General features: G+C 45.8%; 19 protein-coding genes, 1 tRNA gene and 1 riboswitch. Of the genes, 2 read left to right on the plus strand and 18 right to left on the minus strand.

Annotation, left to right across the window (positions count from 1 at the left end; translation table 11 throughout):
- Window positions 1-1,733: 1,733 nt before the first annotated feature.
- The 4 genes from nrdG to CIK96_RS10420 all read right to left on the minus strand — a co-directional run bounded on the left by nrdG (window position 1,734) and on the right by CIK96_RS10420 (window position 6,002).
- Window positions 1,734-2,234: an anaerobic ribonucleoside-triphosphate reductase activating protein gene (nrdG, locus tag CIK96_RS10405; protein ID WP_094440540.1), complete on the minus strand. Its 501-nt coding sequence runs from the start codon at window positions 2,232-2,234 to the stop codon at window positions 1,734-1,736.
- 56 nt (window positions 2,235-2,290) lie between these two features.
- Window positions 2,291-4,534 (minus strand): anaerobic ribonucleoside triphosphate reductase, encoded by a 2,244-nt coding sequence (locus tag CIK96_RS10410; protein WP_094440541.1) that lies wholly within the window; start codon window positions 4,532-4,534, stop codon window positions 2,291-2,293.
- Window positions 4,535-4,746: 212 nt separating this feature from the next.
- Window positions 4,747-5,901, minus strand: coding sequence for an N-acetyltransferase (locus tag CIK96_RS10415; RefSeq protein WP_094389849.1), 1,155 nt, complete (start codon window positions 5,899-5,901; stop codon window positions 4,747-4,749).
- A 29-nt stretch (window positions 5,902-5,930) separates the two neighbouring features.
- Window positions 5,931-6,002, minus strand: a tRNA-Arg gene (locus CIK96_RS10420).
- Between the two features lie 94 nt (window positions 6,003-6,096).
- Here CIK96_RS10420 and CIK96_RS10425 point away from each other — a divergent pair.
- Window positions 6,097-6,561 (plus strand): MaoC family dehydratase, encoded by a 465-nt coding sequence (locus tag CIK96_RS10425; RefSeq protein ID WP_094389850.1) that lies wholly within the window; start codon window positions 6,097-6,099, stop codon window positions 6,559-6,561.
- Window positions 6,562-6,779: 218 nt separating this feature from the next.
- On the opposite strand, the gene secDF is transcribed toward CIK96_RS10425, so the two are convergent.
- The 3 genes from secDF to CIK96_RS10440 form a co-directional block, all read right to left on the minus strand.
- The gene (secDF, locus tag CIK96_RS10430; RefSeq protein ID WP_094389851.1) at window positions 6,780-9,809 is read right to left on the minus strand and encodes a protein translocase subunit SecDF; all 3,030 of its coding nucleotides are present in this window, start codon (window positions 9,807-9,809) and stop codon (window positions 6,780-6,782) included.
- 105 nt (window positions 9,810-9,914) lie between these two features.
- Window positions 9,915-11,009: an endonuclease/exonuclease/phosphatase family protein gene (locus CIK96_RS10435; RefSeq protein ID WP_094434021.1), complete on the minus strand. Its 1,095-nt coding sequence runs from the start codon at window positions 11,007-11,009 to the stop codon at window positions 9,915-9,917.
- Window positions 11,006-11,920, minus strand: coding sequence for a rhomboid family intramembrane serine protease (locus tag CIK96_RS10440; RefSeq protein ID WP_094434022.1), 915 nt, complete (start codon window positions 11,918-11,920; stop codon window positions 11,006-11,008). The genes CIK96_RS10435 and CIK96_RS10440 overlap by 4 nt, the downstream gene beginning before the upstream one ends.
- 235 nt (window positions 11,921-12,155) lie before the next feature.
- Here CIK96_RS10440 and CIK96_RS10445 point away from each other — a divergent pair, with 235 nt between their 5' ends.
- Window positions 12,156-12,431, plus strand: coding sequence for an HU family DNA-binding protein (locus CIK96_RS10445; protein WP_094440542.1), 276 nt, complete (start codon window positions 12,156-12,158; stop codon window positions 12,429-12,431).
- Between the two features lie 103 nt (window positions 12,432-12,534).
- Here the strand turns inward: CIK96_RS10445 and CIK96_RS10450 are convergent, their stop codons facing one another.
- From CIK96_RS10450 to upp, 11 genes are all read right to left on the minus strand, one after another.
- On the minus strand, window positions 12,535-13,329 hold the full coding sequence (locus CIK96_RS10450) for a gluconate 5-dehydrogenase (RefSeq protein ID WP_094440543.1): 795 nt from the start codon (window positions 13,327-13,329) through the stop codon (window positions 12,535-12,537).
- A gap of 11 nt (window positions 13,330-13,340) precedes the next feature.
- Window positions 13,341-14,183 (minus strand): 5-dehydro-4-deoxy-D-glucuronate isomerase, encoded by an 843-nt coding sequence (gene kduI / locus CIK96_RS10455; protein ID WP_094434024.1) that lies wholly within the window; start codon window positions 14,181-14,183, stop codon window positions 13,341-13,343.
- A gap of 403 nt (window positions 14,184-14,586) precedes the next feature.
- Entirely contained in the window at window positions 14,587-15,213 is a 627-nt protein-coding gene (locus CIK96_RS10460; RefSeq protein ID WP_094389857.1) for an O-methyltransferase, read from the minus strand.
- Entirely contained in the window at window positions 15,210-15,626 is a 417-nt protein-coding gene (gene aroQ, locus CIK96_RS10465) for a type II 3-dehydroquinate dehydratase (protein WP_094389881.1), read from the minus strand. Before aroQ ends, CIK96_RS10460 begins: the two co-directional genes overlap by 4 nt.
- Window positions 15,627-15,746: 120 nt before the next feature.
- On the minus strand, window positions 15,747-17,645 hold the full coding sequence (locus CIK96_RS10470; RefSeq protein WP_144007518.1) for a HAMP domain-containing sensor histidine kinase: 1,899 nt from the start codon (window positions 17,643-17,645) through the stop codon (window positions 15,747-15,749).
- Between the two features lie 974 nt (window positions 17,646-18,619).
- Window positions 18,620-19,621: a TlpA disulfide reductase family protein gene (locus tag CIK96_RS10475; protein ID WP_094440545.1), complete on the minus strand. Its 1,002-nt coding sequence runs from the start codon at window positions 19,619-19,621 to the stop codon at window positions 18,620-18,622.
- A gap of 3 nt (window positions 19,622-19,624) precedes the next feature.
- Window positions 19,625-21,307: a lipopolysaccharide assembly protein LapB gene (locus CIK96_RS10480; RefSeq protein ID WP_094440546.1), complete on the minus strand. Its 1,683-nt coding sequence runs from the start codon at window positions 21,305-21,307 to the stop codon at window positions 19,625-19,627.
- A 120-nt stretch (window positions 21,308-21,427) separates the two neighbouring features.
- A complete protein-coding gene (locus tag CIK96_RS10485) occupies window positions 21,428-22,069 on the minus strand; it encodes a thiamine diphosphokinase (protein WP_094434028.1) in 642 nt (213 codons plus the stop codon).
- Window positions 22,066-22,683: a nicotinamide riboside transporter PnuC gene (gene pnuC / locus CIK96_RS10490; RefSeq protein WP_094440547.1), complete on the minus strand. Its 618-nt coding sequence runs from the start codon at window positions 22,681-22,683 to the stop codon at window positions 22,066-22,068. Before pnuC ends, CIK96_RS10485 begins: the two co-directional genes overlap by 4 nt.
- 2 nt (window positions 22,684-22,685) lie before the next feature.
- On the minus strand, window positions 22,686-25,046 hold the full coding sequence (locus tag CIK96_RS10495; RefSeq protein ID WP_094440548.1) for a TonB-dependent receptor: 2,361 nt from the start codon (window positions 25,044-25,046) through the stop codon (window positions 22,686-22,688).
- Window positions 25,047-25,089: 43 nt separating this feature from the next.
- Window positions 25,090-25,196, minus strand: a riboswitch (TPP riboswitch).
- 540 nt (window positions 25,197-25,736) lie between these two features.
- A complete protein-coding gene (gene upp, locus CIK96_RS10500; protein ID WP_094440549.1) occupies window positions 25,737-26,393 on the minus strand; it encodes a uracil phosphoribosyltransferase in 657 nt (218 codons plus the stop codon).
- Window positions 26,394-26,407: the final 14 nt, after the last annotated feature.

A 26,407-nucleotide genomic window follows, 5' to 3' on the forward strand; every position in this document is an offset into this window, starting at 1 on the left:
ACCTCTTCGACAGACCGATTCTACCTTTTTACAACAAAGGTACGAAACTGTCTTTAGCAATCATAGTTTTACCTTGATTATTTAACATTTATGCGACTGCGTCGCATTCTTCTGCAAACTTAGAGTGCAATCCGTGTGCGTGTTTAATAATTTTAAGTGAAATTATCTATATTAGCGTTAAATATAATTAAATCTCTATGCATAATGTGCCAAAACTCTTGCATTCCGGGGGTGCCATGTTGTATATTTGTATTTCAAGCCGAGGATGATTTCAAAAAACAAGAAAGAAACCTTCAAACCAAAAAGTCAAATAAATAATTTACAACCAAAATGCTGTTTATGTTTACAAAACAAGTAATTCAACACACTATCTGGTCCCGACAGAGAGACAAGGGTTTCCCGTTCGCTTCTCGTTCGGTTCCCGTTGACTTCTCGTTAGGTCCTCGTTCGTCTCTCGTTCGTCTCTCGTTCGTTATTCGTTAGTCTATCGAAGACCTATCGAGAACCGAACGAGGAACAAGCAAAAAACGAACGAAAGAGCAACGAATGTCGATCGAGATGCCGACGAGAAACTATCGGCAACTCGACGATTTGCCACCGTCATGGCTGGTAGAATACCCTTCTGCAACCCCAAAACAGCATACTGCCCCTTACCCTACTTCTTCCGAGGCAGAAAGCAGCACTTTCAGCCCCACTTAGGGCATTCTCATGGCGAATCAAGCCTTTTCCACCCATTCTGCACATTCCACCCACCACGAAAGCCCCTCACAGGCTTTAAAAACATCTCGCCACCATACTGTCCAACAACCACCAAAGACACACCCTACCCGTCCTAAACAACCCCTCACCAGCACCTAAACACAAACCTTCACGGCCTCAATAGTAGGCCTAACACCCTGTTTTCGTAAAGTCAGAGAGCAGAATTAAGTGCACTTGAGCTCTGATTTGGCAAGAAAATGTGCCATAAAATGAAACCATCACCCAAAACCACACAAAGACCCTCATCCCCATCATTTTGCCAAACACAAGAATATTACTTTACAATGATATCACGTTGCACATCCTATAACTTTACATTATGGCGAACAATCATAGGGATTACTGATTCCGCTGATTTCCATTTCTTGATGATAGCGTTCCATTACATGGCACCTTTTCTCGCCATGGCAGAACTAAAGCGAGCTTAACTTCGTTGACTTTCCTCACGTTCGGAAAACTTCAAGCGAGCTTGATTTTTCGCTCACTTAATCGGAAAGTTTAATTCTGCTCATCTGGCTTAACGAAAACGTTCCATTTCATGGCACATTTTCTCGCCATGGCAGAACTCGAACGAGTTCGCTTCTGCTCATTTGGCTTAACGAAAACGTTGGTATTTCCAAGGCAGTTTGGAGTCAACTTCACGCCAATGCTTTTGTCCTTTCTGGTCTTGATTACAATTTTATACTAGATTTGGTTGGTTTCGTCCATTTGCATGCCTCTATGTTGATAGAGGCAAAGACAACCTATAGCCATGACTGATAGATTAAGGAAAACAAAGTACGTAAGCAAGCGTTTCTGCTTGGCGCACTTAATAATCACGCCCCAACGATATTTGAGCCAGTTTATTAAAGATGGTGGTTTCTGACATCGTCTTGCAGAGAAACAAGTTTCTTTCGATATATCGTCAACTAAGTATTATAGTAACAACAGAAACTCAGCAAAGTCGCCAAGGTTTTAATTTGTGTCTAAGGACATTATACTTCGACGTCGGGATGAAATTCCACCACCTCTCCTTTGGCAAGTGATGCTGGTACATCAACAAGGCGCTGGTTGCTGCTTCCACGAAAAAGGAGGTCTTCGTCGCGCAAGGATTTCACAAAGGGACCATCAACCAAAACGTCTATTTCATCGAGTAACTGCCGATAACGCGGTATCTTCACGATGGCCTCAAAGGTAAAACCGGTATAACACCAAATGGTCTTTTGAGTCTGGCTACGAATGGCACGAGCCAACTCGGTAAAGCCTTCTGCCTGATACAGGGGGTCACCTCCTGAGAATGTTACGTTGGCATAAGGGTCGGCTACAATGATTTTCATCACCTCGTCAGTGGTCATCGGATGTCCACCTTCTGGATTCCAGGACTGAGGATTGTGACAACCAGGACATTCGTGATAACAACCGGCACAATAGATAGAGGTCCGGAAACCCGGACCATCTACCATTGTGTCTTCTATGATATCAAGTACTTGTATCATGAGTGATTGACTGTTTGTTTCGTAGAAATCAATCCAACAATTATGTTGCTGATGGATTATTTCTCGTCGAAAAGATTCTGCTGTTGCGAACCTTCGATATGGGTCACACGATCATTCAACTCGCATAGTTTGCCGTGATTCCAACGATCGGTAGTTCCTACGAGGTAACCGGTGATGCGCTGCAACTTATCAATATGCTTGCTACCGCACTTAGGACATACTTCCAGGTGTGAATCGGCATTCTCATATCCGCAGTCCATGCAACGGTTACGATTGTGGTTCACCGAACCGTAACCCATATTCAACTGGTCCATCATATCTACAACATTCATGATAACCTGTGGGTTGTGGGTGGCATCACCGTCGATTTCAACATAGAAGATGTGACCACCACGAGTCATTTCGTGGTATGGAGCCTCTACTTCTGCTTTGTGACGGGCTGAACATTTATAATAAACGGGCACGTGGTTAGAATTGGTATAATAATCACGATCGGTCACACCGGGGATTGATCCGAACTCAGCGCGGTCCTTCTTGGTGAATTTACCACTAAGGCCTTCTGCAGGAGTAGCAAGAACAGAGTAGTTGTGCTGATAGCGCTCAGAGAAATCATTGACGCGGTCACGCATGTAACCCACAATCTTCAGACCCAGTTTCTGAGACTCTTCGCTCTCGCCATGATGCTTTCCTGTCAGTGCTACAAGACATTCTGCCAAGCCGATGAAACCAATACCAAGGGTGCCTTGGTTGATGACGCTCTCAATAGTATCATCAGAATTCAGTTTGTCTGCACCAATCCAAAGACTCTTCATCAACAGTGGGAACTGTTTAACAAAAGCGGTTTTCTGGAACTGATAACGCTCATCGAGTTGCTTAGCAGCTATTTCCAACTCTTCATCGAGTTTTGCTAAGAACTTGGCGATACGAGCCTCCTGATCTTTCACATCCATACATTCGATGGCAATACGCACGATATTGATGGTTGAGAACGACAAATTACCACGACCAACAGAGGTCTTTGGACCGAAACGGTTCTCGAATACACGAGTGCGGCAACCCATAGTGGCAACCTCGTTCATATAGCGCTTGGGGTCATCGGCACGCCATGCATCACTTTGGTTAAAGGTAGCATCGAGGTTGAGGAAGTTGGGGAAGAAACGACGAGCGGTCACTTTACATGCCAGCTGATACAAATCGTAGTTAGGATCTTGTGGCAGATAGTTGACACCACGCTTCTTTTTCCATATTTGGATTGGGAAGATGGCAGTCTCGCCATTACCCACACCCTGATAAGTAGAGTTGAGCAATTCACGCATGATGCAACGACCTTCAGCCGAAGTATCGGTTCCATAGTTGATACTTGAGAACACAACCTGATTACCACCACGTGAGTGAATGGTGTTCATGTTGTGAATAAAAGCTTCCATAGCCTGATGTACGCGACTGACAGTTTTGTTGATAGCATGCTGACGCACACGGTCTTTACCCTTCAAACCATCAAGATCCTGCTTTAGATAGTCAATCAGCGGCTCATGATACAGGTCTGCAAAACTCTCACCATACAAATCTTCGAGCGCTTTCAGTTCCTCTATATACGATAGGCGTACGTATGGAGCCAAATAGAAATCGAAGGCAGGAATAGCCTGTCCGCCATGCATTTCGTTTTGTGCACATTCCAGAGAGATACAAGCCAGTACGGCAGCAGTCTCAATGCGCTTAGCAGGACGGCTGGCGCCATGTCCGGCAACAAAACCTTTAGTGAGAATATTGTCGAGAGGATGCTGACAGCAGGTGAGGGACTTCGTGGGATAGTAGTCCTTGTCGTGGATGTGCAGATAGTTGTGCTCCACGGCATCGCGGCTCTCAGGTGAGAGCAAATAGTCATCGACAAAGGGTTTAGTGGTTTCAGATGCAAACTTCATCATCATACCGGCAGGGGTGTCGGCATTCATATTGGCATTTTCACGTGTCACGTCGTTGTTCTTGATGTTGACAATATCAAGGAACACGTCGCGAGTCTTAGCCTTACGGGCAATGGAACGTTGGTTGCGATAGGCAATGTAGCGCTGTGCAACATCCTTTCTCGAACTCTTCATAAGCTCCATTTCTACCGAGTCCTGAATCTGCTCTACCGTCATCTGAGCACTGCCACGTGCGGCAATGCGGTCTGTAATAGTCTGTAGAAGGCTATCATCTTCACCTTTCTCTGTACTGATCATAGCCTTGCGAATAGCGGCCATAATCTTTTGCTCGTTAAATCCCACGATGCGTCCGTCGCGCTTTACTACTGTCTGTATCATGCTTTTATAACTTTTGGAATTATGAATTGGTTATTGGGTTGTTATTTTCCGTTTGCAAAGATACAAATAAATTTTATAAGATTTTCGTTTTGGACAACTTTTGTTGTGTTAATAAATGTCAAATCGCTAAAACACAATAAGTTATAAAACACAAATGGGAAACTTTTGAAAAATTCCCCATTTGTAAGTTTTCTAAAAAGAAAACCCTATACTTATACAAGTTGTTTACGATAGCAACGATGCCTACGGTGCTGTCTGGCATCAAGATACTGCCATTGGCTGCGCACATTCTCATTGGTTTCCATCTGTGGCATAGCCTCTGCCCACTTGAAGCCATAGCGTTGAATCTGCTGAATGAGGTCGTCAAAAATGAGCGAATTGGCACCCTTGGCACGATATTCTGGTAGCACGCCGATAAGCAAAAGGTCGGCAGTATCCGTCTTATGCCACTTCAATGCACGCAAAAGATGCCACCAACCGAATGGTAACATACGCCCATCACGCGTTTGGCGAAGTGCTTTAGTAAACGAAGGGAAAGCTATTCCGAATCCTATCATTCGATGATCAGGAGTGTTCCAATCCTCAATACTGGTCACCAATTTCAAGTCCGCAATCTTAATATACTGTTCCACAAGCTGGTCAATCTGCTTCTCTGAGAGTTGGCTGTAACCATAAAGGTCCTTGTAAGTGGCATTGATAATATCAAATACTTCACGTCCTTTACCTCCTTCAACAAGTTCCTTTCTTGTAAATTTATGTATTTGAAGATTGTAGCGCTTGCGTATCATCTGGGCAATTTTATGGAATTTCTCAGGCACCACTTCAGGCACTTTCACCCGATATTCCATATAGTCATTGTCTTTGACAAATCCTTCCAACTGCTCCATATGTTTTATATAATAAGGGTAGTTGTAGTTGATATACATCGTGGCATCTTCATCGAATCCTTCAATCAGCATACCTTCACGATCCATATCAGTAAATCCGAGTGGCCCAGCTATTTCATTCATGCCTTTCTGGCGTCCCCACTGCATGACAGCATCCATCAGTGCACGGCTCACGCAAGCATCATCGATGAAGTCGAACCATCCGAAACGCACCTCCTTGCGGTTCCATCGCTCATTAGCCCGATGGTTGATGATGGCTGCAACGCGTCCCACAACCTTCCCGTCTCGCATAGCAAGATAGTATTCCGCCTCGCAACATTCGAACGCCGTATTACAGTCATGTCGCAAAGTATTCATCTCTTCGGAATAAAGAAACGGAACAGCCTGCTTACACTCACGATACATCTCGTAGTAAAACTGCACAAACTGTTTCAATTCCTGACGTGTGGTTACTTTCTTTATTTCTATATTAGTCATCATCGCCTTATGCTTAGTAGTAGATTCGATAGTACCCCGACCGAGAATCGAACTCGGAACTAAGCTTTAGGAGAGCCTTGTTATATCCATTTAACTATCAGGGCAGCCGAAATGCGACCACAAAGGTACGAAATATAATTGTAATATGATTATTTTTGAGTACCTTTGTAGCATATTTCTAATACAAATATTGATATTATGGGAAAATTAGTCATCAACTCGTATGACGAGTTTGCCGCCCATCTGGGCGAGGAATTAGGTGCTTCCGATTGGTTGCAAGTAGATCAAGATCGCATCAATCTCTTTGCTGATGCTACACTCGACCACCAGTGGATACACGTGGACGTAAAGCGCGCAAAAGAGGAGAGTCCTTACAAGAGCACCATTGCTCATGGTTACTTGACGTTAAGTCTGTTGCCATACATGTGGGATCAGATTATTGAAGTCAACAATATCAAGATGTTGGTCAACTACGGCATGACTGACATGCGCTTCGGCCAACCTGTTATCACCGGCAGTCGCGTGCGCCTTGTCACTACTCTTCATGCTATTCAAAACCTTCGCGGTATCTGTAAGGCTGAAATTAAGTTCAAGATTGAAATTGAGGGACAGCGCAAACCAGCCCTTGAGGGTATTGCCGCCTTCCTTTATTATTTCGAGTAAAGTTCTCTATCAACTGCGGAAAGAAACTGCACTATCCCATACATCAGACGTACTCACTCTATTCGAGTGACGTTCTCGACAAAGACGGTTGTAGTGGTTTCGAAACTACGATATCAGTTCTCGTTCGACCTTCTTTCCTATTGATGAATTGAAAAAGCGAGCCCGTTTCCATGTGGAAGCGGGCTCGCTATATATATTAATAAGGTGTATCCTTATCCTTATGCTTTTGCTTCTCCGGCATTATCTTCACGGATGGTCTTACCCATTACAAGGAATGCAGTAGGAGCAGCTATGAAGATAGACGATAGCGTTCCGAAGATTACACCCAGCAACATTGCGAATGAGAATGAACGGATACTGTCGCCTCCGAGAACGAAGATACACAGCAATACGATCAATGTAGTCACAGAGGTGTTGATGGTACGGGCCAGTGTCTGGTTGAGCGAACCATTAAACAATGACTGCAAATCGCGCTTTGCATAGAGGCTGTGGTTCTCACGTACACGGTCGAATACCACCACCTTATCGTTGATAGAGTAACCGATAACGGTCAGGATAGCACCGATGAAGGTTTGGTCAATCTCCAACGACATGGGGAGAATGCCCCAGCATACCGAGTACATTCCTATAACGATAAGGGCATCGAGTGCCAATGCTACAGTAGCACCTACAGAGTAAGCAAGGTTGCGGAAACGCAGCAAGATGTAGAGGAAGATGGCAATCAAGGCGATGAATACGGAGATGATAGCACCGTGAGTAATATCCTTAGCAACAGAAGGACCAACCTTTGATGAGCTAATGATAGAACCACCCTTGCGGATATCCGGGTTCTTAAAGTCTTCAACGCTCTCCTGACTAACCAGTCCAGCCTTCTTCAATGAGTTATAAAGAATAGTTTCAGCCTTGTCGTCCACCTGAGGATTGTTTGATTCGATATCCCAGTTGGTAGAAACACGAACTGTTTTTCCATCAGTACCGAGTGCGATAACGCTGGTGTTTGCCTCTTTGCCTGCGTTCTCACCAACGGTGTTGACGAATGCGCCAGCCAATGTAGTGCGTACCTGCTCAACAGGTACAGACTTGTCGAGTGTTACCACGTAGTTTCGACCACCGGTGAAGTCGATACTCTTGCTAAGTCCGCGAACAGCGAAGCTTATGCAGAACAGAACTGCCACAACAGCCCAGATGGTGAATGACTTCTTATATGCACCCATGAAGTTGAACTTGGTATTCTGCATCATGTTGCGTGAATAAGCGGTGGTGAAAGTGAGATTCTGCCACTTATCCTTCTTCATCTTGCCGTCATAAACCAGACGTGTCATGAATACAGCGGTGAAGAATGATACACAGATACCGATGATCAAAGTAGTAGCGAAGCCTCTGATAGGACCTGTTCCGAATACGTAGAGGATGATACCAGTAATCAACGAAGTGAAGTTAGAGTCGAAGATGGCCGAGAAGGCATTCGAGTAACCGAGGTTGAGTGCTTCTTTCACGGTATGTCCCTTGCGGAGTTCTTCCTTCGTGCGCTCATAGATAAGCACGTTGGCATCCACTGCAGTACCCAATGTGAGCACGATACCGGCAATACCCGGCATGGTCAGGGCAGCTTGGAATGACGTCAAGATACCAAGTGTGAAGAAGAGGTTGAAGAGCAATGCAATATTTGCGAGCATTCCAGGAATGAATCCATAGAGCATTACCATATAAATCATCAGCAGTACGAAAGCTACAACGAATGAGATAGCGCCCTGCTGAATAGACTGTGCACCGAGTGAAGGACCTACGACCTCTTCCTGTACGATACGTGTAGGAGCAGGCATTTTACCTGAGTTGAGGGTGTTGGCAAGGTCTTTAGTATCTTCAATTGTGAAGTTACCAGTGATAGAAGAGTTTCCACCGTCAATCTGTGTAAGGATACGCGGTGCGCTATATACGGCATCGTCAAGTACGATGGCAACAGCACGACCGATATTCTGCTTGGTAATCTGTGACCAGCGGCGTGCACCGTCAGAGTTCATCTGCATAGAAACCGATGGGTGACCCATCTGGTCGAACTCATCTTTAGCCCCGGTGATAACGTCACCTTCCAGTGGAGCGCGTCCGTTTGGCTCAGTCACTTTCAATGCGTAGAGAGCGAAGATATCACCACGAGTATTCTGTCCACCAAAGTCTTCAGCTTTAGCACCCCAACGGAGTTTGCACTCAGCAGGCAACACTTGGTTGGCAATATCAGAATAGATAATCTTGTTGACCTCTGCAGTATCGCGTGCATTAGCGTAACCTACGATGGCAAGACCATCACCCTGCATGGGCTGGAGTACAGAGAAGAGTGGGTTCTGCTTCTTTGCAGCAGCAATAGCCTTTGCTTCTTCTTTGCTTGCATTAGCTTTTCCAGCATTGAGCTTTGCTGCCAAATCGTTGGTTGCGGCCTTTGCATTTGCAGTAGTATCGGTAGCTGTTGTGTCGGCTTCTGCCTCAGCAGCACCACCTGTTACGGCATATTTCTGATTGAGCTGGCTCAGCAATGGTACGATTTCCTTGGTGTTGTAGGTCTCCCAGAACTCCAAGTTTGCACTACCTTGCAACAATTTGCGCACGCGCTCTGGCTCTTTGATACCAGGCATTTCAACCATGATTCGTCCGCTTTGTCCTTCCAGTTTCTGGATGTTAGGCTGTACCACGCCGAATTTATCGATACGGTTGCGTACCACATTGAATGAGTTGTCCACAGCAGACTGCACTTCAGTGCGCAGTGCGCGTTCAACTTCAGCATCGCTGCTGCTGGTGCTCACTTTGCCTTTCATCTGCTGTGTAGCAAAGATGGCTGCGAGTGGACGACCGTTTCCTTCTTTTTTCCAATGTTTCACGAAGAGTGTTATAAAGTCTTCCTGACTTGTTTCCTCTTCTTTTTTAGCTTCTTCCATGGCCTTTTTGTAGGCAACGTCTGTCTTGTGGTCAGCGAGTACGTCAACAACGTCTGGCACTGAAACCTCAAGAATCACGTTCATACCGCCCTTCAGGTCAAGTCCGAGGCCGATTTCCATTTCGCGGCACTGCTTGAAAGAGTAGATTCCGCAGTACACTTTCTCGTTCATGATAGAGTCGAGATACTCCTGGCCTTTCTCTTCAGTCATGGCCGCTGCCTTATTCTCATGGTAGCGTGTCACGAAGGAGAAGGAGAGGTAGAAGATACACACGAGTATCAGAACCAGTGCGATGAATTTTACGATTCCTTTGTTTTGCATTTTTTTATTGTTTTATTTTATTTTGTATATTTTTTCCCAAATAGTTTGCAAATATACTTATTTTTCTTCACTTAGCGAAATTTCTCGCTGAAAAACGTGTATTTTTCAAGGTTTTCCGTTGATTTTAAGCCAACAGACTATGGGATAATGGTCGCTGGCATCTATTTTATTGTCTATCTTGCAGTTGTATGGTTGTATATCGTTGGAACAGAAAATGTGGTCTATGCGGAAGTAAAATCCTTTTTGATTGTACGACCATCCGAGTCCTTTTCCTGTTGTGGTGAAGCAGTCTTTGAGTACTGTAGATACTTTGTGGCGCGAGTAGGAAATGGGGTTGTCGTTGAAGTCTCCGCAGAGTATGATAGGATACTGCTTATGTTCTTCCACGTATTGACATACTGCATCAATCTGCGGAGCACGCCTTGCCGATGATTCCGCCAGTGTGATGAGCAGTTTTTTTGATTCATGTTTGGCCTCTTGTCCCTTGATATTGCCTTTAATGATGTTCTGGTAGTTATGTCGGTCTTCTGTAGAGAGGTGTGTTCCTTCGAAGTGGTTATTGATTACCAATAGTGTATCGTTTCCCACTTGCAGATACCAAGCCACACTGCCATTGGCCTCTGAGCGATAGTTGATTCGTTCTTTTCGTATGATGGGAAACTTGGTATGTATGCCAACTCCATTGATGGCAGGTCCTGGATTGAAGTGAACAGTATCGTTATAGGCAAATGTCTTCTGAAATTCTTTAAATGCATATCTTCTCCACGTATCCACATCTTCTTGCAGACAGACGATATCTGGCTGTTCATCATGCAGATATTGGCACACGGTCCCAAATCCATCTTCATATTTATAGTTGCCCCCATAGGTGCATACGTTATATGAAATGAGTTTTATTGCACCTTCATCAGGATCTGTAAATTGCATATTGAGTGGCATATAGGTGCTGATGGGAATATATGTTGCAACATATCCGAGGATAGGGATCCACACCATTCTCCACTTGAATGTGAGCCAGAAGAAGAGGAAACACAAGTTGATGAGTAGCAAGATAGGGAATGTCATTCCAACGCACGACAATACCGGATGGTCGGCAGGATTGAGTCTATCAGAGAATCCCACGGCCAGCATGATGAGTACCAGCGCCATATTGGCGCCTGCTACCATCTTTATAGTGAACTGTTTGAGTCGCTTAATCAATTTCTATTGCTTTGTTCAAACAGTTTCTTCTTTTCCTCTTTAGTCAGACTGTCATATCCGCTTTTTCTGATTTTGTCGAGTATAGCGTCTATTTCTGCCTGCCGTGCGCTGTCTTCTTCCTTTTCTTTATGTTCCTCCCAACGTGGTGTTTCGGTAGAAGGCTGATAGTGGAAGGTGTTGCGGCGCTTATTCTCATATTGTTTCTTCATCTGTTGGAAGAAACCGTTTTGGCCATTAAATCTCTGTTCAATGTTCGGATGTTTCCGCCAGTAGCGTATGAGCAGAAATCCGAAGAGCATACCACCAAGATGTGCCATGTGTGCTATTCCGTCGCCCGGAGTATTCAATGCCGACCACACTTCTATCACGATATATCCCCCGATGAGCCATTTCGCTTTGATGGGGAATGGGAATGGAATGATAAACATTCTCTCGTTGGGGAATGTCATACCGAATGCCAACAGAATGGCATAGACGGCTCCCGACGCTCCTACTGTGGTCCACAGATTAAGGTACGCTTCGGTTGTAATTCTTCCTGACGATGTCATTACGAAATCGTATGCCGCAAGGTTTTCGTTGGCATAGTTGATGTATTGCACACCTTCCTGTATGATACCTGCTCCTATTCCACATACAAGATAGTAGATAAGGAATCGTTTTGGTCCCCAAACTCGTTCCATAACGGTTCCAAACATCCATACTGCAAACATGTTGAAGAATAGATGCATGAACGAACCGTGCATAAACAAGTATGTGACGAGTTGGTAGAACGAAAAGTCTTTGGCCATGAAGAAATGCAAACCGAATGTTGCTGTGAGATCGAGGCCTTGTTTTTCAAACACCCATGTGGCAAAGAATGCCAGTACATTGATGATGAGCAGGTTCTTTGTAATACTTGGTATATTATTCATCGTGTTGTTCCTTCGTTTTATTATATGTAAGCTCTTGTTATTTCTTTTCGGTCGCAAAATTACTAAAAATCTTGCTGTTTCGGCATGAAAAGTGCCTTGTAAGCGGTTTTTTTTAGTAAAAAACTCACTTTTTTTGATTTTTTGTTTGTTTTTTGAATACTTTCCCCTATATTTGCCAAGAAATTAAATAAGAACCGACAAAAACTATTAATAATTTATCAAAAAAATCAGAATTATGAACAAGACAGAATTGATTGACAAGATTGCAGCCGAGGCAGAATTGACAAAGGCTGACTCTAAGAAAGCCCTTGAGGCCACCGTATCCGTAATTAAGGCCGCTCTCGCCGCAGGTGATAAAGTTCAGCTCGTAGGTTTCGGTACTTTCGCCGTTGCTGAGAAGCCCGCTCGCGAGGGTATCAACCCCCGTTCAGGTGAGAAGATCACCATCGCTGCAAAGAAGGTTGCCAAGTTCAAGGCTGGTGCTGAGTTTGCAGAGGCTATCAACAAGTAATCTGTGTCTTTAGGCCCAACAAAGAATAGGGGACTCCGTTTTGGAGTCCCCATTCTTTTTTCAGTCGTTTCCTTTTTGGGCTGATAAGTATCAGTTTCTGACATCAGGGCTGTTTTCCGATATATGCCAGAATACCTCCATCCACATAGAGAATATGTCCGTTGACAGCATTTGATGCGTCTGAAGCGAGGAAGACAGCAGGTCCCATGAGTTCTTCAGGTTCGAGCCAGCGTCCTGCAGGTGTTTTGGCGCAGATAAAGCTGTCGAATGGATGGCGGCTACCGTCTGCCTGACGTTCGCGCAAGGGTGCGGTTTGTGGTGTTGCGATATATCCTGGACCGAGTCCGTTACACTGGATATTGTATTCACCAAACTCCGAGCAGATGTTGCGTGTGAGCATTTTCAGTCCGCCCTTAGCCGCTGCGTATGCCGAAACGGTTTCTCTTCCGAGTTCCGACATCATAGAACAGATATTGATAATCTTACCATGTCCCTTCTTAATCATGCCTGGCAATACTGCTTTTGATACGATGAAAGGAGCGTTGAGGTCGATGTCAATCACCTGTCGGAAGTCTTCTACCGACATTTCTGTCATGGGGATTCGCTTGATGATTCCAGCGTTGTTGACGAGAATATCGATAACGCCCAACTTCTTTTCGATGTCGCTAACCATAGCTTTCACCTGCTCTTCATCGGTCACGTCACAGATGTATCCGTGAGCCTCAATACCCTTATCCTTATAGTCGGCAAGAGCTTTATCAAGGTGTTCCTGCTTGCGGCAGTTGAAAGCAATTTTTGCACCAGCCTTAGCATAGGCTTCCGCGATAGAAAATCCGATACCATAGGCAGCACCGGTAACGAGGGCTACTTTGCCCTCCAATGAAAATAGATTTGTCATATACTTATGTTTTATTTCAGATCAGTAATGAGTGAGAAGTCTTGGTCACCATAGTCGAGGTTTTCGCCGCCCATACCCCAGATGAAAGTATAGTTGTGTGTGGCAGCAGCTGAGTGTATGCTCCATTCTGGCGAGAGCACAGCTTGGTCGCCTTTCATCCAGAGGTGGCGTGTCTCTTCCACTTCGCCCATGAAGTGGCAAACGGCCTGATCTTCGGGAATCTCAAAGTAGAAGTATGCTTCCATACGTCTTGAGTGCACGTGAGCAGGCATGGTATTCCATACAGAACCGGGTGCGAGTTCAGTCATACCCATTTGCAGTTGACAAGTAGGCAACACTTGATTGACGAGCATCTTATTGATATCACGCTCGTTAGAAGTTTCGAGTGCACCCATGTGAGCCACTACCGCATCCTTTTTAGTTACTTTCTTGCAAGGATATTGCTTGTGTGCGGTAGTAGAGTTGAAGTAGAATTTCGCAGGCTGCTTAGCATCTTTCGATTCAAACACCACGTCACGGTCGCCACTTCCGATGTAGAGTGCCTCCTTATAGTCGAGTTCGAAGGTTTCGTCGCCCACCTTTACGGTTCCGGCTCCACCCACGTTAAAGATACCCACTTCACGTCGTGTAGTGAAGAAAGGAGCTTTCAGCGGATCGATGGCTTCGAGTTTTAGTGGCTCGTTGACAGGCATTGCTCCACCTACGACCATGCGATCATACATAGAATAAACCATATTCACCTCGTCTTGGGCGAATACTTTTTCAATTAGGAAATCGCGTCGGATTCGTTTAGTGTCATAGCTTTTTGCATCTTCGGGATGCGCTGCATAACGAATTTCATAATTTGTTTTCATAAGTGTGATGATTTGTTCTAGTTAAATTCGTACTGCAAAGGTACGATTAAGTGAGCAGAATACAAAAAGAAAAATTAAATTTCTTTTTTATTCTCGAACGACAGTACCTAAGACCGTAAGGTCAAAGGTACGATTAAGTGAGCAGAATACAAAAAGAAAAATTAAATTTCTTTTTTATTCTCGAACGACAGTACCTAAGATGCGAAGCATCAAAGGTACGATTAAGTGAGCAGAATACAAAAAGAAAAATTAAATTTCTTTTTTATTCTCGAACGGCAGTACCTAAGACCGTAAGGTCAAAGGTACGATTAAGTGAGCAGAATACAAAAAGGTTGCCGTTTCTGCCTCTTTCTACAGAGTTTTGGCGAAAGGGCGAAACCGCAGGCAAGCCTGTGTTCGCCGCCTATAGTTTGCGAATCAGGGTCAGTCCGTCGCGCAGCGGGAGGATGACACGCTCCACACGGGAGTCCTGTCTGACATAGTCGTTGAAAGAGACGATGCCTTGGGTTTGCTGGTCTTTCCCGTAGGAAGGATCCACCACATGACCGTCCCACAGGGTGTTATCGGCAAGGATAAAGCCACCCTTGCGCACCACCGAGAGTGCCATTTCGTAGGTTTCGCGATATGTGCGCTTGTCGCCATCTATGAAAGCAAGGTCGAAGCTGACGCCGAGTCGGGGCGCTTCGGTAATGGCATCGCCAATGAGAAAGGTGATGCGGTCAGCCCATGGCGACTGTTCTATCCACGGACGGGTAAAGTCCTCTTGCTCGTCGTTGATTTCGAAAGTGTAGAGATGTCCGCCATCTTCCAGTCCTTCAGCCATTGACAAGGCGCTATAGCCACTAAACGTACCCACCTCAAGCACATTCTTGGGGCGTATCATGCCGACCAACATCTTCAGCAGTCTGCCCTGGAGGTGACCCGATGCCATGCGTCCATGGAGCAGATGGATATTGGTAGCACGCCAAAGCTTATAGAGATAGTCGGGCTCTGGGTCTGAATGGGTCAATATATAGTTGTCGAGCGTCATCCGATGAGTGCTTCAATAGCCAGACGGTAGGAGTCGAGTCCGAAACCACAGATCACTCCGCGACAGGCTGGCGAGAGATAGGAATGGTGGCGGAATGGTTCGCGCTGATGCACATTGGAGATATGTACCTCTATCACTGGACTTTTCAGCGACCTGATGCAGTCGTGCAGCGCTATAGAAGTGTGGGTGTATGCACCGGCGTTGAGCACGATGCCATCTACCGTAAATCCATCTTGCTGCATGCGGTTGATGAGTTCTCCCTCTACATTGCTCTGATAGTAGTCTATCTCCACATCGGGATAACGCTGCCGCAGCGTAGGCAGATAACTTTCAAACGACGAGGTGCCGTAGATGCCTGGTTCGCGCTGTCCGAGCAGATTAAGGTTGGGACCGTTCACAATAAGTATTTTCATCTGTTTCATCTTTTTTTGCGTGGTGCAAAGATACAACATTTTTTCAAATCCAGCCCCATTATCGCGATAAAATCGCACGATACCTGGCGGCACCATGTCTCATAGAACAGAAACCTTCGATTACTTGCTCTTAAGCGGAGAACTTTCGCTCATTTCTATGAGGAATGCCCATTTGCCGTCGGTAAGTTTCTGCAGCGTGATAGTGCCACCCATGGCTTCCATGATTTTGTGGCACAGGGGCAGTTCGAGATTGCTTCGGTCGCTCTGTGCACAGGGCTGCCTGTCGTTGAAGGCATCAAACAGTTCGGTTTTGTCTTTATCTTGGAAGTTGGCATGTGCCATCACCCAGATTTTCACCTGCTTGCCATCGCCCTCACATTTCACTTCCACCTGCCCTTCGGTCTTACGACAGTCGGCATTGAGTATGGCGTATGTCAGTACTTGCGAAAGACGCTTGGGATCAGCATAGACATAATGCTCCCGTCCGGCAGGTATCAGCGTAAACTCAAGGTTGTTACACTGCTCTTGTGTTTCGTGAATATCTGACAGTGTTGTCTCCACATTGACATTGGAACTATACAACTGGAAGTCGTTCAGACCAGCCTTTCCGAGGTCGATGATGTCGTCGAAGAGGTTGATGAGCAGCGTTTTGTTGTTGGCTATGATTTTCATCATCCTGCGCTCGTCTTCGCTCAGATGGTTCGTATCAATCATGTCGATAGACATCTGGATGACATGGAGCGGATTGCGGATGAGTTTGCCCATATTGGCTATGAAGCGGGTCTTGCCGGCTTCGTTCTCTTTGGTAAGGACAAGCAGTTCTTTGGTTTTCTTCTTGAGTTTGCGTTCAACGACAGCTATGGTGAATAACACTATCAGGAAGAATGCCATAATGATGAGGCCAATAATGACATACACCTTGTTGCGCTCTAAGAAACTCACGGGTTTGCCGTAGTAAACGGCATCAGCGGGATAGAGTTCTTCGGGTATTCCGTAGGCTTTCAGCGTGTTGTAATTGAGGTATCGTTTGGCATTGTCGAGCTGTATCAGAGGAATATCCTTGGGTTGTGTGCCGTTCTCTATCTTCGAAAGCACTTCTTGCAACTTCTCTATGAATTCGTCGGAAGTGGGATATACGCCTCCTGCCAATGCGCCATCTCTGATGCCCAAATCGTAAAGTCCGAAAGCGGCATCGCCAGTCAACTGGCCCACAATCTGTCGCATGGCATTGTCGGGATATAATGCACGGGTGGCATTCTGGTTCTGACTGATCCACGAATCGAAGATTACTGTTGTGTTTTTGGGCAGTGTCATCAGTCGGTTTTGCAACTCGGCAGTAGTCATCTGCCTATTGTTGAGGTCGATGAAATTGATGTCGGGATGGTATTGCTCCAACACTTTTCGCGTTTTATATCTTGAAAGATAGCCTATCTGCCATGAATTAGTGACAAGGGCAAGATTCTTGGTATTCGGTTTGAGTTGTAAAGCCAATTCAATGGTCTCGTGTATAGAATAGGGATCGGTGATGAGTGCGGCATTGAAGCCGCGACGCGACTCTTCCAGTGGTATCTTCATACTTTCCACACACTCCTTACCACTGTCATAGTCCTTGGCACTGAAGGTGTATTCGCCAGAGAAAACAGCAACGCAAGGCACCTCTTTCCATGCGCCTTTCATGAATGTGCGATACATAATCCATGCTTCCTCACCTATCAGAATGACTATTTCCTTGCCTGTGGCATCATTGGTGTTCATGATAGATTCGGCTTTTTCCCGCATCAATACGCTGTCGCGCTGGGCTACAAGGTCAAGAAATTCCACTTCTACCGTCAACCGTCTGTTGACTGCATAACGTGAAACTACGGCACTGGCGAGGTTTTCCGCCCATGCATATCCCTGGAAATAAGAACTCAATACGAGCACTTCTTTCTTGCTTTGCGCCTCTTGTGACTGTGCTTGAACACTGGATATGGTTATGATTGACAGAAAAAATATAAACGCTATCGTTCTTTTCAGCATACTCATGTGGTGTATTATCATTTCCTATTTACTATCATTGGTTTAATTTTCTGCAAAGATACAACAATTTTTCAATTTTAGAACTACAATGGTGATAAAATTACAGAGTAAATTGCAAAAGAAATATAATGTCGCTCAGCAATAAAATGGATTGGTTTTTTTTTGATAACGTTTTGGCAAGGAGTTTTAGATGCTTGGCAAAAGTATTGGCCAACGTTTAGCAAGGGTATTGTCTAACGATTGGCAAGAGTATTGTCTAACGATTGAAAAAGGTCTTTTCAATGTTTGATAAGAATATTATCCAACGTTTGATAAAGATGTTATCCAACGTTTGATAAAAGTATTATCCAACGTTTGATAAAGGTGTTATCCAATATTGGATAAAGGTGTTATCCATCGTTGGATAAAAATATTATCAAGGTTTGAAAAAGTGCTGATAAACCTCACTAACCCTATTTATACATTGATATACGTGGGTCGTTTAGCAGTTTCATGGTTATGAGAGATGGAAATCCGGTGGTCGAAGTGTGGTCGAAAACACCTGAAAGAAAAGCATTCGACCACCGCATAACATTCTGTTTCGCTTGATGTTATACCGTCATGGTGGTCGAGTGGTCGATTTTTGTAACGTCGCGCGTGCGTAGGCGTACGCGCGTATATAGAGAAAGAGGTTCGTCTGACCATATCAAACGAACCTTCCATTTTATATCACTTTCTCTCGCCATGGCAAAATTTAAGCAAGCTTAATTCTGCTCATTTGGCTTAACACAAACGCTCTTATTATCAAACGATGGTTTCTATAAAGTTTATGCTTCTATCATCAATAATTCTCTAAATGAAAGTGTGGCAACCATGGTCAGCAATACAAATAAAATTCTTTTCATAGTCCTATAAATTAAAAAAAGACAACTAATATTACATAGACTGATGAACAATATCCATATTGATTTTTTCACCCAACAATCACATAGTCTTCACTTCAATCTTCTCTCCAATTCCTGTTCCACCTTTTCGGGCTCTATGTCGCGTGCCACTATACGTCCGCTATTGTCGGCAACAATCATGGCGGGGACTGCGGATATGCCCAACTGGGTTACCATGGGAGAATGGAACATCTTACCATCGCACACTACAGGCCATGGGATGGAGTCGCGATCTACACGGTGGCGCACGTCTTTGATATTGCCATCGAGACAGAGTGTCACCACGGCGAGTTTTGAACCGTAGGTCTTCTGGAGCTTCTGCAAACGGCGCTGTATGTCGCCACTCTGATAACTCCATGTTGCCCAGACATTGACCACATTGACCTTACCATTGAGCTGTGCTTTCGATACGGGACGACCTTTAAGATCGGTAGCGGTAAACGAAGGGAGGACAGCACCCTGACGGCTCTTCTTCAGTACATCGAGTTGGCGGCGCAGCGTGAGCAACCGTGCATTGTTGGGTTGCGCCTTCAACATCACTGCTGCCAATTGGGCGGCTTGGTCGAAATCGGCATCTATGGTCAAGACGAAATAGCGATTGATCAGATAAGTGCTAATGGGCGATTCGGGATGCTTACGGATATAGTCTGCCACCTCTTTACGCTCTTCAGGCGGTGTGAGGCGGTTGAGTTGTGAACGCAGATCGGTGAACTGCTCGTTGATCTTAGACCCTTTCACCGTAATCTCCTTCAGATGGGTAGCGTCGCCTTTAATATTGAGCGAAGTGCCTGGAGTGGCAAACACGGGCAGTTCGCTATAGTTGGGGAAGATGATGATAAAGGTATAATCGCCCTGCACGGCTTTCTCGTAAGAGAAACGTCCGTCGCGCACCTTGATGGTATCGGTGCCCGTCATGCCTCCATCGGGACTATACACATAGAATTCGCCTTGATTCAGGTTTCTGAGTCGGCCCTCAAGACGGAATTTGTTACCGCTGATGCCACACGAAACGAGAATCAAGACGAACGAAATATATCCAAGAATTTTTCTCATTCTTTATTTGCTAACCTTGCTCAGCTCCAAGTCGTTGGCAGCATACTGAGCCAGTTTGGGATTTTTCTGGATGGCGCTGCGCAGATAAGAAGCTGCTGCGTCGTTGTTGCCCTGACGTGCATTGACAATGGCGTTGAGATAGTCGGTCATAGCGTCGGGATTCTTCACGTTAGCCAGTGTCTGAGTGGCACGGGCGTAGTCTTTATTGAGCAACTGTGCCAGAGCAGCGCTGTTAGAGTTTACACCTGCGAAGTCTTGCTGTGCCAGAGCGTAGTTGCCCTGTGCCAGATGCAGGTTACCCAGAGCCTCTGCCAGATTGTTGGCACCGGCTGCACGTGAGATATAATCCTCTGCGGTCTTAGCATCACCCTGCTGCAGAGCCAGCAGACCCATGTTGGCATTGGCCTCAGCATTCTTAGCATCGAGGGTACGTGCCATGCTCAGATATTTCTGTGCCTCGGCATTGTTGCCCTTCTGCATAGCCAGTACGGCGAGGTTGTTGTAAGCGCGGCTGTCCTCACGATAGAGGTTGGTTGTGGTTTTGAGAATGTCCTCACGCTGTGCATCGGTATCGGCGATAGATGCTGCATAGAGCAGTTCCTCAACGCTGAGCTTAGAAGCATCTTCCTTATACTGAGCGAAAATCTGATCGTCATCGCGACCGATTGTCTCATAGTTGATGGTCATGCGGGCACGACGCAGTTCGGGCAGAATGCCGTCTGCCAATTCGCGGAAGCCCTGACTCATGTTCTTAATCTGCTGCTCACGCTCCTGTGGGTCCTGATACATAGAGAGAACGCGGAGGATCACATCCTTGTCTTGAATGTTGCTGGCTTTAACCAACTCCTGGAAACCTTCCCAGTCCTGTGCGGTATATTGTGAAGAGAGGTTGGCGTCGATCTTGGCAGCCTTCATCTGTTTCTTCACGTATGACTCGGTATTCTTCTGACGCTTGTTGGCGAGCTTCTCGTTGAGAGACACACCACCATCGGGCGAAGCATAGGCTGAGATTTCTACATTATTGATATTGAGACCTTCCTGATCCTGTGCAATGCGCTTGAGCAGACTGGTAAACTCCTGTACGGAATTGCTCTTCAACTCGCTCTTGCGAAGTTCAGCCTGCTGGATGAGGAACTTGATAGTAGCATCAAACTTCTGTTCGTTGACACGCTGGAATGCATCCTGCGATGTGCAGGGATTAGCACTGGTAATGGTAGAACGATAGAGTTCGCTGGTGGCAATCACACCTGTTGCAACCTTGACAGCTGGTACTTGCACCTCTTTCTTACCAACGCGTGCGTTGAAAGTGAGATAGAGGTCGCTCTTCTGCATGGCAGGCTGATAAGCGAAATTGGCTTTCATGGTATAGTGGCCGCCTACCTTATAGGAGATGGACTGATCGTTGCCCAACACCTTTTCGCCCTGGAATGTTGCACTCTGTCCCTTAACGGCAGTCTCTACGCCATTGTCGGTGAAGCGCAGTTCTGGTGTTACGGTAACCACAGCTTTCTTGGCCATATACTTCTCAGGGAACATACCATTGATTGTTGCAGGTACCTGACCCGACTCGGCAACCAACGGATTGGGTACTACCTTGAAGTTGTCGGCAGACAATTCTCCAAGCTTTCCACCACACGATGTCAGTGCGGCAACTGCCACTGCTGACAGAAATACTAATTTCTTCATTATTCTATCTGTTTTTTACCTGTTTTTTTAAGATATTGCAAAGATAGTCACTTATTCTGTAAAAGACCGAATAAGACTGGATTTTTAGTGATTTTTAAGGTATATTTGCCGTCATTCTATCTATTTGGCATCATAAGTGCGATATACCAAATAGCAACCATCGGCATCAAGGGTAAAACGGGCTCCTAAGGATTCGTTGAGCGTGCCTTGCCACAGTTCTTCATAGGAATAGGCAGACCAACGAAGGCCTTCTGACGTGAGTCGAGTGGTATTGAAACTGAAGATACTGACCTGCTGGCCTGCGAAACTATCAAAGGTTTGACGACCTTCTGCTGCAACAAACCATCCATAATCGGTCAACATCAGGGGTTCGATATTCATCTGACGGTAATAGCGCATCATCAAGGCGATATTGCCAAGGGTATGGTCTTCACGCATTCCAGTAGCACCAAGATAGGCTAAGCGCAAACGGCAATGATTACTGATGGAGGGCTGATAGTGGTCCAAGCAATAGCGTGTGGCTTTAGTGAGGTCGTTGTCTTCCTGTTCGGTAATCCGTGCCAACCGTGAGCGATACTGCGAAGGAATGCTGTCACCATCGCCCACTACAACATCAGCATCGGGCCAATGGGCAATGGATCCGTCGCAACAAACCACATGGGGAGCAGAACGAAGCACTCCGAGCGGTATGGCATGGGTGGGAAACACACCATTGGCAAGGATAACGGCATCGGGACGAAAGAGGAATTGCGACATCATCATGCTTCTGAGGTTGAGGGTGACTGCTGGCCTTGATGATTCTGGCGATGCATCAGTTGACGCCACTTAAACCATCCTGCTACGGCAATCACAACATAGAGTCCATAGAGTCCTGCCTTAAAGGGAATGCCTTTGGTGACATAGAGGAACGTGCATACCACATCGACTGCAATCCAAAAGAACCATTGCTCCATATATTTGCGTGCCAATGCCCATAGGCCCACAAAACTCAGCGCATTGGTGAAGGCATCGAGTACAGGAACGGTAGAATTGGTCCAGGTGATGAGTATATAATAGGTAGCTCCCCACGCTACAAAGAAGAACACCGTGACTGGCAGATAAAGGCGTAGGGGCATGTGACTGATGGGAAGCGTACGCTTCTCGCCGTGTCCCCATTTCCATACGATATAGCCATAGACTGCTGCCAAAGTATAATAGGTAGCCATTCCTGCATCACCATAGAGTCCGTGCTGCCAATAGAGCCAGATATCGAGGGCGGGCATCACGATGCCTACTATCCAAAGAAAAATACTGGCCCGATACTCCAGCCAGATATATATCAAACCGAGTATCGTGGTCAGTATGTCAAGCCCATGTAGGGCAATATAGTCGTACATGATTAGAATTTCAATGTCAGATGGGTCATGAAGGTTGTGCCTGCCATAGGAATATAGCTGATGGCACTCAGACGATGATCCTTGGTATAGCCGGCACTCTCGCTAACAGCATTGTACCATACGAAACCAGAAGGAGCATAGCAACGACCGAAGATATTGTTGATATCGAAACCGATGGTCACATACTTGATACCACATGCCTTGGTAACCTTTGAACCATAGTTGATGCTGAGGTCGCTCTGTGAATAGCAAGGCAGTGAACGGTCTTTGCTCTCGGAGTTGTCGAGATACTGACTGCTGACGAAATTGGTATGCCATGTGGCAGAGAATCCTGCATAGTGGAGGTCGATGAAGCCGTTGAGGATGGCAGAAGGTGAGAATGACAAGGTTGAATTGTCGTAGTGGATCTTCAATGGATCACCGTCCCAGTTATCTACATACTCGTCGAAATCCTTGATCTTGTTCTTGCTCAGACTGGCATTTCCTTCCAACGACATCCATGACAAGGGTGCCCATCCTGCTGTGAGCTCTACGCCCATACGATAGGAGTCTTTCACATTGGTGGTGAGTGCCTCACCGATGTCGCTCAGCTGACCGGTCTGTACCAACTGGTTGTCATAACCCATATAGTAGAAATTGGCACCGGCATGCCAGTTGCTGCCCTGATACTGATAGCCAAACTCTACGTCGAGCAACTTCTCTTGCTCTGGGAATGGATAGTTGTAGTTGTCGGTATAGTTGTTGCGCTCAGGTTCGCGATTGCTGTAAGCTACAGAAGCATAAGCCTTATGACCATTGTTGGTATAGCTGATACCTGCCTTCGGATTGAAGAAATTGTATTTCTCGTTGATGTCCAATACTTGGTTCTTATAGGTACCGTCAGCCTGCTCCACAAATTTATCGTTGACACCATCGGTCTTGTATTCTACACGACGGAACTGCAAATCGGCAAATACATTCCAGTTGTCGGCAAAACGATAGTTGGCCTTAACAAAGGCGCTATAGTCATACTTATGGGCATCAGAATCATAGTATTTATACTGACCATTGCTGCCTAAGAACTGGTTTTCTGCTGCCTGATTGGCAATATAGGTGAGATAGCCCCAGTGGTTGCCACGGAACTGCTGAAGGTTCAATCCGCCAATAACATCCCAGTGTTCATCCTTGTAGTTGGTGTTATAAACGATGCCATAGGTGTGCTGGGTCAGCCCCTTCTTGCGCACAAAGTCGGAACGCTTTACGAAATTGCCGTCTGCATCATAGAAGGTGAGACCAAACTTAGCAAATTTCGACTGGCTCTTGAACTCGTTGTAGTAGCCATAACCATAGGTGTAGTGTACGGCAAAGTTGTGACTCCAATGGTCGTTGGGAGTCCAAACAGCAGAAAGGATATTGTGGTTCTGATAGAAATTGTCGGTGGTCTTGTTCCAAAGACTACCATCACGCATGGTGTAAGGCACGATGGTATAGTCGCCCTTGCCGTTGCGCACCAATCCTGCTGTCAGGATATTGAACTTCCCGAGACCAGCAGCATCCATATCCTTATAGGTATAGATACCATCGCTCATCAACGTGAAGTTGGTGTCATAGTCGCTGGCGAGCACACCATTCCATGCCTGGCCGGTCTTTTCAAAGTTGCCGATATTCTTGTAGCTCACCTTGAAATTGTCAGCAAGCCATGTCAGTCCACCATAGTAAGAACCTGATCGTCCTGATGTTCCATCGATATAGCCATCGGTAGCGGTCTCATGATAGGCACCGTCGAAGATCAGGTGTTTGCCCAACAAACCTGTTGAGAAGCTGACACCTGTATTATAGGTGTTGAAGCTACCAAACGAACCTGTCACCTCTGCGGTAGGGATAAGCGATGGGAAAGCAGTAGCCATAGAGATGCTACCACCAAAGGCTCCATCACCATTGGTAGATGAACCAACACCACGCTGAATCTGCACACTACCCAAAAGAGCGGCATAGCTGTTCATATTGGCCCAGAACACGGTCTGATCCTCAGGAGAGTTAAGGGCTACACCATCGAGGGTGACATTGATGCGGCTACCTGCAGCACCACGAATACGCATATAGCTGGTACCAGTGCCCAATCCATTCTCACCCCATGCAAGGATGCCGGGTGTGCGCGAAAGGAGGAATGGGAGTTCCTTTCCTGTACGAGAAAATTGCTGGAGTTCTGATTTCTTAATGTTGGCTACGGCATAAGGAGCTTCCTTGGCTGCACGTACACCTTTTACTACTACCTCATTCAGCTGGTGCACCTTGACGGTGTCGATTGTGGCTTGTGCCCATACGGCTTGACTGGCAAAAACACAGCACACCACACTGAATGCAATCCTGTTTAATCTTTTCATTGAATGTTTGTTATAAACCTTAAACTATATAAAGGGGGAAAGAACGTAGTCCAAGGAAAATTCCTACGACAGCATTACCTGTACAGGTTCTATGGGTATGTTCTCAGCCTCCGTCTCTTCTACGAGTAGGTAGCACCCCTTAGTTAGCGCTCTGCTAACCGATTGCAAAATTACTATAAATAATTGAAACTGCAAAATTATTGTTATTTTTTTGAGCATGAGCACCTTGTGCGCAACAAAGAGGAACACACGACCTCCACCACTTCTTCCTGACAAAGCCTACAAGGAGAAACCGTTACCAAAGTAACTATAACGGGAGTTATCAGGATTGACCACGATTTGCTCTACTACGATTTCGGGAGCTATCATTACAAATCGGCAGATTGGGTAAACTTGAGTACACTCTTCTCACTTTTTGCGAATCTCACAAACTGTTCGGCTGCATTGACATAAAGTCCACAGAGGTCATCAATACTTGACATGAAACTGTCTTACCATTCCAATAATCGTCAAAACTACACACACCACTCCCCATCCTTATAATTATATAATAGGTGTAAGCAGTATTGCCACACCTCCCAACGTGTGGCAATACTGCCGATGCCATGAGTACGCACCTATCGGTTGCGTAGCACGCCAAACTATAAGATAGAAGCACCATTGTCCAATGCAGACAATGGTGCCAAAGGATTATAATTTCTCACCGTAGCAAAGGTCGCCACAGTCGCCAAAGCCAGGAATGATATATTTGTGTTCATTCATTCCGGCATCAATGGCGGCACACCAAACAGTGGCATCGTCGGGCAACACAGGACGAATGGTATCAATTCCCTCTTGTGTAGCTATCACACTGGCGATATGTATCTTGCGAGGCTTACCTGTTTTGTAAAGCGCTTCAATGGCAGCAGCCATCGAACCACCTGTAGCCAGCATCGGATCAACAAGTATCAAAGTCTTGCCCTTAATGCTGGGCGATGCCATATACTCGGTATGAACGCCCACTTCGGTATGCTCGCGGTTGGTGTACATGCGATAGGCAGACACAAAAGCATTCTCTGCACGGTCAAACACCTGAAGGAATCCTTCATGGAAAGGCAATCCCGCACGCAATACTGTACCTACAACAATTTCATCTTTAGGCACTTGAATATCACAAATGCCCAACGGTGTGGTAACAGATTTCAACTTGTAATCGAGCGTCTTAGATATCTCATAAGCCATCAACTCACCCACACGCTTGATGTTATTACGGAACAACAGACGGTTGCGCTGATGATTCTTGTCGCGCAATTCAGCCATATAGAGGTGCATCACGCTGTTCTCTTCATCGAAATTGATAATTTTCATAGATTGCTTCGGTT

Origin of the sequence: Prevotella sp. P4-98 (assembly GCF_002251405.1) — a bacterium.
Lineage (GTDB): Bacteria > Bacteroidota > Bacteroidia > Bacteroidales > Bacteroidaceae > Prevotella.